Origin of the sequence: Ralstonia sp. OTU4908, from assembly GCF_038440115.1 — a bacterium.
Taxonomy (GTDB): domain Bacteria; phylum Pseudomonadota; class Gammaproteobacteria; order Burkholderiales; family Burkholderiaceae; genus Ralstonia; species Ralstonia pickettii.
The window spans coordinates 1-10,479 of the sequence record NZ_JASATD010000067.1 but is presented as its reverse complement, the minus strand read 5'-3'; the positions used below and the strand labels follow the sequence as shown (position 1 = coordinate 10,479).

11 protein-coding genes and 1 pseudogene are annotated in these 10,479 nt (G+C 65.1%); 6 read left to right on the top strand and 6 right to left on the bottom strand.

Annotation, left to right across the window (positions count from 1 at the left end; translation table 11 throughout):
• From AAHM38_RS24865 to AAHM38_RS24855, 4 genes and pseudogenes are all read left to right on the top strand, one after another.
• A pseudogene (locus tag AAHM38_RS24865) lies at window positions 1-394 on the top strand (DUF6708 domain-containing protein); the annotation flags it as partial.
• On the top strand, window positions 391-1,053 hold the full coding sequence (locus tag AAHM38_RS24860; RefSeq protein ID WP_012760891.1) for a hypothetical protein: 663 nt from the start codon (window positions 391-393) through the stop codon (window positions 1,051-1,053). The pseudogene AAHM38_RS24865 and the gene AAHM38_RS24860, both read left to right, overlap by 4 nt.
• A 5-nt stretch (window positions 1,054-1,058) precedes the next feature.
• On the top strand, window positions 1,059-1,220 hold the full coding sequence (locus tag AAHM38_RS25740) for a PAAR domain-containing protein (RefSeq protein WP_375139919.1): 162 nt from the start codon (window positions 1,059-1,061) through the stop codon (window positions 1,218-1,220).
• Window positions 1,150-1,326, top strand: a complete 177-nt coding sequence (locus AAHM38_RS24855; protein ID WP_310735785.1) for a PAAR domain-containing protein — start codon at window positions 1,150-1,152, stop codon at window positions 1,324-1,326. The genes AAHM38_RS25740 and AAHM38_RS24855 overlap by 71 nt, the downstream gene beginning before the upstream one ends.
• Window positions 1,327-1,347: 21 nt before the next feature.
• Here AAHM38_RS24855 and AAHM38_RS24850 read toward each other — a convergent pair whose 3' ends face one another.
• From AAHM38_RS24850 to AAHM38_RS24825, 6 genes are all read right to left on the bottom strand, one after another.
• Window positions 1,348-3,087, bottom strand: a complete 1,740-nt coding sequence (locus tag AAHM38_RS24850; protein WP_116576921.1) for an efflux transporter outer membrane subunit — start codon at window positions 3,085-3,087, stop codon at window positions 1,348-1,350.
• A gap of 7 nt (window positions 3,088-3,094) precedes the next feature.
• Window positions 3,095-4,261 (bottom strand): ABC transporter permease, encoded by a 1,167-nt coding sequence (locus AAHM38_RS24845; RefSeq protein WP_116576920.1) that lies wholly within the window; start codon window positions 4,259-4,261, stop codon window positions 3,095-3,097.
• Window positions 4,258-5,238, bottom strand: coding sequence for an ABC transporter ATP-binding protein (locus AAHM38_RS24840; protein WP_116576919.1), 981 nt, complete (start codon window positions 5,236-5,238; stop codon window positions 4,258-4,260). Before AAHM38_RS24840 ends, AAHM38_RS24845 begins: the two co-directional genes overlap by 4 nt.
• Complete coding sequence (locus tag AAHM38_RS24835) at window positions 5,235-6,209, bottom strand: HlyD family secretion protein (RefSeq protein ID WP_012760886.1); 975 nt, start codon at window positions 6,207-6,209, stop codon at window positions 5,235-5,237. Before AAHM38_RS24835 ends, AAHM38_RS24840 begins: the two co-directional genes overlap by 4 nt.
• 48 nt (window positions 6,210-6,257) lie before the next feature.
• Entirely contained in the window at window positions 6,258-7,010 is a 753-nt protein-coding gene (locus AAHM38_RS24830; RefSeq protein ID WP_116576918.1) for a TetR/AcrR family transcriptional regulator, read from the bottom strand.
• A gap of 85 nt (window positions 7,011-7,095) precedes the next feature.
• A complete protein-coding gene (locus tag AAHM38_RS24825) occupies window positions 7,096-8,019 on the bottom strand; it encodes a LysR family transcriptional regulator (protein ID WP_012760884.1) in 924 nt (307 codons plus the stop codon).
• Between the two features lie 129 nt (window positions 8,020-8,148).
• Between AAHM38_RS24825 and rocD the strand changes: the two genes are divergently transcribed.
• Together rocD and AAHM38_RS24815 are read left to right on the top strand one after the other, a co-directional pair.
• A complete protein-coding gene (gene rocD, locus AAHM38_RS24820; protein ID WP_116576917.1) occupies window positions 8,149-9,375 on the top strand; it encodes an ornithine--oxo-acid transaminase in 1,227 nt (408 codons plus the stop codon).
• 25 nt (window positions 9,376-9,400) lie between these two features.
• Window positions 9,401-10,330, top strand: a complete 930-nt coding sequence (locus AAHM38_RS24815) for an arginase (protein ID WP_012760882.1) — start codon at window positions 9,401-9,403, stop codon at window positions 10,328-10,330.
• Window positions 10,331-10,479: the final 149 nt, after the last annotated feature.

Here is a 10,479-nt window from a genome sequence, read left to right as displayed (position 1 = left end):
CTACCGCTTCTGGGCACCGCGCGAGACCTTTGCCGAAGGCTACAGAATCTGCTGGGGGCCGAGGTTTACCGATCTGTTCTTTGCATCCATGCGCTACGTCATGTTGCCCTTCACCTTGCTGGAGGCGACCTGCCGCTGGCTCACGCTCATCACCTGCAGCGACCCCGGGTGGCCCGCCGAGATCGAAGCGGCCTGCAAACCCGAGCCGAACGACCCTTACGCCCGCCCCTATGCCGATGACTTTATCGGCTTTTCCAGTGGCCCCAATGGCCACCCCTCGCGCGATGACATCGACCGGATGCTGGCGCTGGAGAAATACCGGCGGCGGGAAGGCGTTCTCACGCGCGCCGAGGCGGAGGCACTTATTCAGAAACTGGCGGAGGCGAGCACATGACAACGATCACCACGACGCCTGTGTTGTATGTGGTGCTTGCGAGGGATCGAGGGCCAAGCGGCACGAGCACAACCTCGCTGCTGATCCGCGCGCTCAATGATGACGGTGGTGCCGTGCTGGGCTGCTATCTGTCGCCGTTTGACGCCATGATGGATATGGTCCGCAAGGACAATCCCGATTGCGAATACCGATCAATCCGGCTGGACTCGCTTCGCCCCCAGGACCTGAGGGCGGCATTTCCAGCAGGTGTCTCGCTGGAAGTCCTCTGCGGCTTTCGTGCAAAGGACGCGCAACTATTGGATAGTCAGCAATCTCCGCTGGTCAGCTACCGCTTACAACGGGACATCCGACTTCAGCTAAACCAGGACGAACTGTGCATAGATTTTCCAGATGATGTCCTGCGCGAGATTAATCATCTACATGAGGGCGTCGGCCTCTTCGCTTGGCAGGAAACCGCACAGCGGATATCCACCACGTGGAAGCAGGCGCAGATCACACACACAATGCACAGTGCCTTTCATAAGGCGAATCACGTTCGCGGCCTCGTGCCGAGCGATGCAGATCAGATTGGGCTATTCGACCCCGAGGCGGAAAACTGGCACTTCGTGCCGTACATCCCGCTAGAAATTCTGAAACGCCCGCCAAATCGTAGGAGGTAGCACCAATGGATGAACTACAAGGAAGCATGATCACTGTCGGCTGCCAACACTCGCACGGCGGACACGTCACCACAGGCTCATCAGAAAGTCTGCTGAATGGCAAACCCATTGCCCGCCTGCACGACATGGTGGATTGCCCCCCTTCATGGCCCAAACAGCATCAGTAAAGTCAGCCCAGACATGCTGATTGATGGCCAGCCCGCAGCCCTTCACGGCGACATGACGGAATGCGGCGCGACGCTCATCGGAGACGGCAGCGCCGTCGTCATATAGCGCGCCAGTATCACGCAGAGGCTACTGCCAGCCCCCACCCAACGCCTGCATGAGCGCGGCGGAGTCTAGCAACCTGTCGGCTTGGCTCTGCACCTGCTGCAGCGTGGCCTGGTCGACTTGGCGCTGGGCGTCCAGCAACGTTAGCGTGCTGATCCCGCCTGCGGCGTGGCGAGCTTGGGCGGCGCGCAGGGTCTGTTGCGCCTGGTCGGTTGCCAGCGCTCGGGCCTGCAGCGTTTGGGCGTCGTTGTTGACGGCGTGCAGGGCGTCGGCCACTTCTTGCAGACCTTGCAGTACGGCTTGTTTGTAGGCGGCGCCGGCTGCATCGTAGGCCGCTTCGGCTTCGCGTTTTTTCGCGCGCAGGGTGCCGCCGTGGAAGATTGGCTGCGTGAGCCCTGCGCCCAGGTTCCAGATGCTCGACCCGGCACCGAGGAGATTGCGGAAGCTGGTGGTTTCCGAACCCAGCCCGGCGGACAGGGTGATGCGCGGGAACAAATTGGCCGTGGCCACGCCCACGTTGGCGCTGGCTTCGTGCCACATGGCCTCGGCAGCGCGGATGTCGGGACGGCGCTGCGCGAGCGTGGATGGCAGCGACACCGGCAGCGGATCGGGCAAATGCAGCGCGTCGAGTGACGGCAACTCCGGCAAGCCGGCGCCGGGCTCGCGGCCCAGCAATACCGATAGACGGTGCCGCTGCTGCGCAGCCTGTTGCGCGAGCGGCGGCAACGTGGCGTCGGTCTGCGCGACGAGCGTGCGCTGCGAGAACGCATCGACCTGCGCGACGCCGCCCACACTCAACCTCCGCTCGGTGATCTCCAATTGCTTGCGCTGCTCGGCCGCCAATCGCTGCGTGGTCGCGATCTGCGCATCCAGCGCGGCAATCCGCACCGCCGTCGTCACCACATTGCCCGCCAGGGACAGCCGCGCCGCCTCCAGCTCATAACGCTGTGTATCGACCTGCGCTTGCGATGCTTCCAGCGCCCGGCGCACGCCGCCAAAAATATCCAGCGCATACGACACCGACAGCGACGCCGAATACAGCGTGAACGGCCCCGGCTTGGGCGTGTTGAACCCGAACGCCTCCGGTTTGATCTGCTGACGCACGGCCGACACGGTGCCATCCACCGACGGCAACGCATAGCCGAACTGCGCCTGCGCTTCGGCCTGCGCCTGACGCAAGCGCGCCTCCGCCTGCATGACCGACGGGCTCGCGCGCAACGCCTCGTCCACCAACGCATCCAGCGCCGGCGATCGGAACAGGTGCCACCAATCGGCCGGCACGTTGGCATCGACGAGATGCTGCGCTTCGCCGCCAACAACGGGCGCGGATGCGGTTTCCCGCGACACAGGCTGCGTGGAGTAGCCGGTAGCCGCTGGCTCCGCGGGCGCCTTGAAATCGGGACCGACGGCACAGCCGCTCACAGCCAGCGCAGCAATCAACACAGCCCCAGCCGCCCGCTCACCACACCTCAACGCTCGCCCCAACGCCAACAGGTGCCCACCGACGGTTTGGCCGTACCCTGCCCTAGATGGCGCCTTGAATTTCTGTAAGCGGGCGGAAAAGAGACGGGGAACTGTCTGAGCGGAGCGAGTTTTCCCCGTCTCCGCCCGGTTACATAAATTCAAGGGGAAGTCGCCATCTCGGGCGCGCCTTTCTTTGCTTACCTTTCTTTGGCAAGACAAAGAAAGTAAGTCGGCCCCGGCAGGGGACGAAACAAGGGATGCACCACCACCGTCAGCGCGTCGAATCCACAGCGTCCACATAGCCACCTCAATCCAACGTCTTGCGATAAAACCGCAACGCCACCCCCAGCACCACCACCGTAAACACCATCAGCGGCCAGATGCTCGGCCACAGCTCAAACCAGCCATTGCCCTTGAGCAGGATGCCGCGCGTGAGCCGGTTGAAATACGTCATCGGCAGCAGGTTCCCGATCACCTGCGCCCACTTGGGCATCCCCACGAACGGAAACATGAAGCCCGACAGCAGGATGTTCGGTAGGAAGTAGAAGAAAGTCAGCTGCGTCGCCTGCAGCTGGTTCTGTGCGAGCGACGACAGCGTGATGCCCACCGTCAGGCTCGCCACGATAAACAGCAGCGCCGACACGTAGACCATCCACACGCTGCCGACAAATGGAACCTGAAAAACGAAGAACGCCATCAGCAGGATGATGGTCACCTGCACCAGCCCGATGAAGATGTACGGCACGATCTTGCCCGTCATCACCTCCAGGGGATGCACTGGCGTGGCGAGCAGGTTTTCCATCGTGCCCCGCTCGCGCTCGCGCGTCATGGCCAGGCCCGTCATCATCACCATGGTCATCGTCAGGATGGTGCCCATCAGACCCGGGATGATGTTGTATTGCGTGATGCCTTCCGGGTTGTAGAGCTTGTGGATGCGCACATCGAATGGCGGCGCTGTGCTCGCAGATCCGCCCGCACCCCCGGCCAGCGGTGACAATGCGCCCTTCATATCCTTGCTGACGACGCCCTGCACCAGTTGCGAGAGGGACGCCACAGCCAGGCCGGTCGCGGCAGGGTCGGTGGCATCGGCCTCCACGAGCAGCGAGGGCTTTTCGCCGCGCACCAGCTTGCGTGTGAAGTCCGGTGGAATCGTTACGACAAACTGAAGCTGGCCCTTGGCAAGCGCCTCGCGCCCGGCGGTTTCATCCGGCAGCGTGGTGGCCAAGTCGAAGTAGTCGGAGTTGCGCATGCTGGCCAGGAAGCTGCGCGTGAACTCGCTCTGGTCTGCGGCAATCACGCCGGTCAGCAGGTGCTTCGGGTCGGCGTTGATGGCAAAGCCAAACAGGAAGAGCTGCATGATCGGAATGCCGATCATCATCGCGAACGTCACGCGGTCGCGGCGCAGTTGCAGAAACTCCTTGAGCACCACGCTCCACCAGCGCACAAGCGAAAACCGATTGCCCTCTGGCTTCATGGCTGCGCCCCGTAATTGTCGGAGGAGCGCTTCATCATGTGGATGAACACGTCTTCGAGGCCGGTGTCGATCGGAGCGGTGCGGGCGCCGGATTCTGCGGCGAGCTTGCGCAGCGTGCCCTCCAGCGCTTGCGCATCCGCGCCGGTCACGTGCAGCACCGAACCAAACGCGACGGTCTGATCCACGCCGGGCTGCCCTTCCAGCTTGCGGCCGAGTTCCACGAGATTGCCGCCCGAAACCGACCACGTCGACAGGCGCTGCGCGGCGATCACTTCATCGGCCGTGCCTTGCGCGAGCAGCTCGCCATATGCGATGTAGGCAAGCTTGTGGCAGCGCTCGGCCTCGTCCATGTAGTGCGTGCTGACGAGCACCGAGATGCCCTCCGCCGCCAGCCGGTGCAGCTCTTCCCAGAAGTCGCGGCGCGCTTTCGGGTCGACGCCGGCGGTGGGTTCGTCGAGCAGCAGCAGTTCGGGCTTGTGGAGCATGCAGGCGGCCAGCGCCAGGCGTTGCTTCCAGCCGCCCGACAGCGAGCCTGCCAGTTGCTTGGCGCGCGAGGCCAGCCCGAGATGCTCCAGCGCGTGATCAACCGCCTCGCGCCGATTGGACATCTCGTACAGGCGCGCGACGAAATCCAGATTCTCGCGAATGGAAAGATCATCCCAGTACGAGAAGCGCTGCGTCATGTAGCCGACGCGCCGCTTGATTTGCGCGGATTCCTTGAGGATGTCGTAACCGAGGCACGAACCACTGCCGCTGTCGGGCGTCAGCAGCCCGCACATCATGCGGATCGACGTGGTCTTGCCGCTGCCGTTGGGGCCGAGAAAGCCGAAGATCTCACCGCGCGCGACCTGCATGGAGAGGTCTTTCACAACGTGCTTGTCGCCGAAGTGCTTGTTCAGGCCATGCACGTCGATGGCGTAGTCGCCATTGCCTGCGTGAGGCCGGCTGTCAGGGCTGTCTGGGCTATTGGCGCTCATGGCAGCGTCACCTCGACGGGTTGGCCTGGGCGCAGCTTCGGACCGTCGGCCGCTGCGGGTCGCGCTTCCACCATGAAGACAAGCTTGTCGCGCGTCGCGTTGCTGTAGATGACGGGCGGCGTGTATTCGGCTTCGGTGGCGATGTACGTGACGGTGGCGTTGATATCGGCAGCGCAGCCATCGCAGTGCAGGCGCGCGGCTTGCCCCGGCTTGAGCGCGCCGAGCACGCCTTGCGGCACGAAGAAGCGCACTTTCACATTGGCCGGCGGCAGCATGCGCACCACGGGGCTGCCGGCGCCGACCCACTCGCCTTCGCGATACAGCGTGTCGAACACGAGGCCGCCCTGCGTAGCTTTCTGCGCTTTCTGGTCGAGCCGCCATTGGGCCTGCGCCACTGCGGCCCGCGCCGCCTCCACCTGTGCGGATTGCGCGCGAATCTGGTCATTGCGCGCCGGCAACTGGGCAATGCGCAGCTGGTTGGTCAGTTCACGCACGCGCTGCGCGTTGGTCTGCGCGCTGGAGCGGCTTGCATCGAGCTGCGATTGCGCGATGCCGCCTGCACGGAACTGCGCCTCGTCTCGCGCCAGCTGCGTCGACGAGAGCTTGTCCGCCGCCACCGCCTGCGCCAGTTGCGCGCGCACCGCGTCCACTTCCGGCACACGCTTGCCGACGTTCAGGTCGGCGAGTTGCGCTTCGGCGCCTTGCAATTGCGCGGCAGCCTGCTGGCGAGCGGCAGTCTCATCCACCGATTCCAGCACGAAGAGCGGCGCACCTGCGTTGACCGTCTGCCCGCGCTGCACGCCGAGATGGTCCAGCCGCCCGCCCACCGGCGACGCCACATAGACAAACTCACCTTCCACGTAGCCCTGGTAGGTGCGGTCGTCGTGTTTAGCGCAGCCCGCCAGCACGATTGCTGCGGCCGATGCCGCCGCCCAACACCCTGCCCTACCCATGCACAACGCTTGCCGCATGCCACCCTCCGCGGGATTCGATTGATGCGATTGATCTGCCGTGTTCGCCTACTTGCGTCCCTTGCTCTTTGGCTTAGGCTTGCGTTTCGGCTTCGCTTGCTTCCCGCCGGCTTCCTCGGGCGCCGCGACTGGGCCGATGCCGTGCAGCAGCAGCGCAGCCACGTGCTGCCCGATAGCCTCGTCGCTCACCTGATCCGCCAGTGGCAGACGCCCCCACAGCGCGCGCGTCGCCAGCGGCAGCATCGCCAGGCCGATCACCGAGACCATCACCAGCGGCGGCTGCAGTGCCGCGTTCACCGCGCCCGCCGCTTGTGCGCGGGCAATGCGGTCGACCAGCAACGTGGCGCGCTCCAGCGCGATGCGCGCGAACACACGCTCGCGCAGCTGGCCGCCTTCGCTGGCGATCTCCCGAATCCACAGCGTCGGAAACCAAGGCGTGGCCGTGGCCACCGTCACCATGCGCTGCGCCACGCCTGCCAAGGTCTGCGCGAGGTCGGGCAGATGCGCGTCGTCGGCGATGATTGCAAGCGCCGGGCGCGTCACTTGATCGACCAGCGGGCGGATGCGCCCCTCCACCACGGCGTCGAGCAATTGATCGCGCGACTTGAAGTGGTAATGCACCATCGGTGCCGTCACCCCAGCTTCGCGGGCGATGGCAGCAAGCGTGGTAGGGCCAACGCCGTCGCGCGCAAACAGGGTGACGGCGATGTCGAGCAGGCGGTCACGGAGGCCGTCCTGCGTTACGCCATCCTGGCGACGGGGGCGGCCCGGGCCGCGCGGGGAAGGTTTGCGGGTTGCCATGCCGCAGATATTAATTGTCGAATTAATTAATTTCAAGGCGGCATTTGGCGGATCGCAAATCAGCCTGGAAGGTCGCGACCGGCGCCTACACGCGCGCCGCGGCGTCAAGCTGTGCCAGCCGCACCAGCAGGCGGTCTTGGGCTTCGCTCGGAAAGCTCGATGTGCGGCGCACGGCAAACACGGTGTTCAGGCAGCGCCGCGCCACGATCGGGCGCACGACCTCAAGGCGCCCGCGCTCCACTGCATCCTGAATGGCATGCAGCGGCAGCACCGACCAGCCCATGTCGGCCTCCACCAATGTGCTCACCTCTTCCAGGTCGGATACGTGATGTGCGCTGACGGTGGTTTCGGGCATGCGCCGGAACAGCGCCTTGAACCACAGCCCATAAACCGCATCGGATTCGTCATAGGTCACGAAGGGCAACGCCGCGCAGTCGGCCAGCGTGCGCGGTGCAGTGCGCTCACGCAACGCGCGGGCGCTGCAGGCCAGCACGAATTCTTCTGTGTAGACGGCGTGGTGTTCAAACAGGCGCGATGTGCGCGGCGTGTAGACAAAGCCGAGATCGGCGCGGCCCGATTCGATATGGCTAAACACCTCTTCATCGCTGCCGAAGGCGAGTTCGAGGCGCACGTCGTCGAGAAGCGGCGCATCCGATTCGGGCGACGGCGTCAGGAGCGCCGGCATCAGCACATAGCGCCCGAAGCTGGAACCGCTCGCCAGCTTGAGCGATACGCGCTCCATCTCGCCGCTGTGCAATGCGGCGCGGAGTTCATCCAACCCGGCAAACGCATCACGGCACCACGCCCGCACCGACGTGCCGGCGCGCGTGAGCACGAGCTTGCGCCCCGAGCGCTCGAACAAGGGCACGCCGAGCCACTGTTCGAGCTGCCGCATCTGGTACGACAACGCCGGTTGCGACACGGCGAGGCGGTCTGCCGCCCGCACGAAGCTGCCCTCGTTGGCGACGGTCAGGAAGCTATGCAGATAGCGCAGCGGCGAGTGCGACATGGCAGAAGACGGGTGCCCTTATCTATCAAATTTTTGGATCGAAAAACGAAAAACATTCGATTTGATTTCAAGTCTGTCAGATCGCACAATGCGCCGCAAGTGAACGACCGATCCAGGCAGGAGGCCATCATGACGACCGCAATGCAACATCCGAGCTATGCATTGGAAGACCGCTACGGCGCACACAACTACGCGCCGTTGCCGGTCATGCTGGAACGCGGCGAAGGCGTATGGCTGTTCGATACGGACGGCCGGCGCTACCTCGACATGATGTCGGCGTATTCGGCCGTCAGCTTCGGACATTCACATCCGAAACTCGTTGCTGCACTGACGGAGCAGGCCGGCCGGCTGACGCTCACGTCGCGCGCCTTCCACAATACCGAGTTGGGACCCTTCCTGGCCGACGTCTGCCGCATCACGCGCATGGACCGCGCGCTGCCCATGAACACCGGCGCGGAAGCCGTCGAAACCGCGATCAAAGCAGCCCGAAAATGGGCGCGCGACGTGAAGGGCCTGCCGCCCGAGGCGGCCGAAATCATCGTCTTCGACAACAATTTCCACGGCCGCACGACAACGATCGTCGGGTTCTCCTCGCACGATCAATACCGCTATGGATTCGGCCCGTTCGCGGCGGGCTTCCGGCGCATTCCGTTCGGCGACGCCGATGCGCTGCGTGCCGCCATCGGGCCCAACACCGGCGCCATCCTCATGGAACCTGTGCAAGGCGAAGGCGGCATCGTCGAACCGCCTCCTGGCTACTTGAAACTCGCACGCGAACTCGCCACCCGGCACAACGTGCTGCTGATTTGCGACGAGGTGCAAACGGGCCTGGGCCGCACCGGCGATGTGCTGGCGAGCTGGCATGAAGGCGTTGACGCCGACTTGGTGGTGCTGGGCAAGGCGCTCGGCGGCGGCATGGTGCCCGTATCGGCCATTGCCGGGCGCGAGGCGGTCATCGGCGTGTTCCACCCGGGCGACCACGGCTCCACGTTTGGCGGCAACCCGCTCGCAGCGCACATCGGACGCGCGGCACTCGGCTTGCTGATTGAAGAACAACTGCCACAGCGTGCCGCGCGCGTGGGCGCAGCGTTCGTCAACGAACTGAAGACGCTCGTTGGCCACGGCGTGCGGCAGGTGCGCGGGCGCGGCTTGATGATCGGCCTGCAACTCGATGCCGGCATCGACGCGCACGACTTCGCCTTCGCGCTGGCTGAGCGCGGCGTTCTGACCAAGGACACCTACGGCAACGTGGTGCGCCTGACACCGCCGCTGGTGATTGGCGAAGCTGAACTGGCACTGGCACTGGAGGCCATCCGCCAGACGCTGGCCGGCTGGCCACGGCGCGAGGTGGCGTGACGGAAGAACTTGCAAGGGGAGTGACATGACCATCATCGATCTGATCGGCGCGGCCATCGGCTGCGGAGCGCAAGACGACGGCTGCAAGGACGGCCCGCGTGTGCTGCTCGAGGCCGGCGCGCTGGCGCGATTGCAGACGCCGGACACGCAGGCCACGCTCGTACACGACATCGAACTGGCCACGTCGGCCGGGCACAGCCGCTCAGCGCGCTTGGCCGCGCTCCCGGGCGTTGCCGGTTTCTCGCGCGCGCTCGGTGACGCAACCGCCCACAGCGTGCACCAGGGGCATGTGCCCGTGGTCATCGGCGGCGATCACTCGTGCGCCATCGGCACGTGGTCCGGCGTGGCGAACGCCTTGCGGCCGAAGGGCCCGCTCGGCCTGATCTGGATCGATGCCCATCTCGACAGCCACACACCGCAGACCAGCGATTCCGGCGCCATCCACGGCATGCCGCTGGCGGCGCTGCTCGGCCACGGTGCGGCGGCCCTCACGCAGATCGGCGATGCCGCGCCGAAGCTGCTGCCGGAACACGTCGTGGTGATCGGCGCGCGCAGCTACGAGCCCGCCGAACGCGCGTTGCTGGATCTGCTTGGCGTGCGCGTCATCGACGCTGCCGAAGTGGCACGCAACGGCCTGCGCGCCGTCATGGCCGACGCCATCCGCCAGGTCAAATCGGGCACGGCGGCCTTTGGCGTAACGCTGGATCTGGATGCCTTCGACCCCGCCGTCGCACCCGGCGTCGGCACGCCTGAAACAGACGGGCTCACCGCGCAGGGCATGGCGCAAGCACTTGCCGCGTGCGCACGCGACGCACGTTTCGCCGCATTCGAACTCGTGGAATACAACCCGCGCCACGACAAAGACGGGATCACAGCGCATCTGGCCCTGGACCTGCTGGCCAGCGTCGCAGGCGCATTGCACGCCCAGCGCCGCGAATACGCGACGGCGGCTTAAGCCGCCAAACCGCAGGCACCAACGCCCGCACACCAACGGTCTGGCCGTTGATGCCCTAGATGGCGCCTTGAATTTCTGTTGCAGGGAGGAAAAAGAAGGGAGGCCTGTCTGAGCGCAGCGAGTTTGCCTCCCTTCCCTCCCTGCGACAT